Annotated in this window: 1 protein-coding gene; it reads left to right on the top strand. The window is 75.8% G+C overall.

What is annotated here, in order from left to right; translation table 11 throughout:
• On the top strand, window positions 1-566 hold a 566-nt coding region (locus x551_RS23055), incomplete at both ends, for a glycosyltransferase (protein WP_036252288.1).

The following is a 566-nucleotide window of genomic DNA, read 5'->3' as shown; positions in this document are numbered from 1 at the left end:
GCGGCGCCGCTTCGGCCTGCGCGTCGGCGCGGCCCACGACGCGCCGGTCTACCTGGCGGTGGGGGGCATCGAGGAGCGCAAGAACACGGTGCGTGTGCTGCAGGCCTTTGCGGCCCTGCGGGCGCGGCAGCCGCAGGCGCAGCTGGTGATCGCCGGCGGTGCCAGCCTGCTCGACCACGACCGCTATGCGCGCGAGTTCACCGAGGCGCTGGCCGCCAGCGGCCTGCGCGTCGGGCCGGGGGCCGACGTGGTGATCACCGGCACCGTCGCCGACGACGAGATGCCGGCGCTGTTCCGTGCCGCCGACGTGCTGGTGATGGCCTCGCTGCGCGAGGGCTTCGGCCTGGTGGTGCTGGAGGCACTGGCCTGCGGCACGCCGGTCGTGGTGTCGCGCCAGGCGCCGTTCACCGAGTACCTGCCGGCCGACGAACCGCACGGCGAGGCCTGCTGGGCCGACCCGCTGAACCCGCTGTCGATCGCCGACGCGATGGCGCGGGCCTGCGAACCGGAGCGCGCGCAGGCGCTGGCCCGGGCCGTGCCCGAGGTCTGCCGGCGCTACAGCTGGA

Origin of the sequence: Methylibium sp. T29, assembly GCF_000576205.1 — a bacterium.
GTDB lineage: Bacteria > Pseudomonadota > Gammaproteobacteria > Burkholderiales > Burkholderiaceae_C > Methylibium > Methylibium petroleiphilum.
The sequence above is the reverse complement of the archived record's forward strand: the minus strand, read 5'-3'. Positions and strand labels throughout refer to the sequence as shown.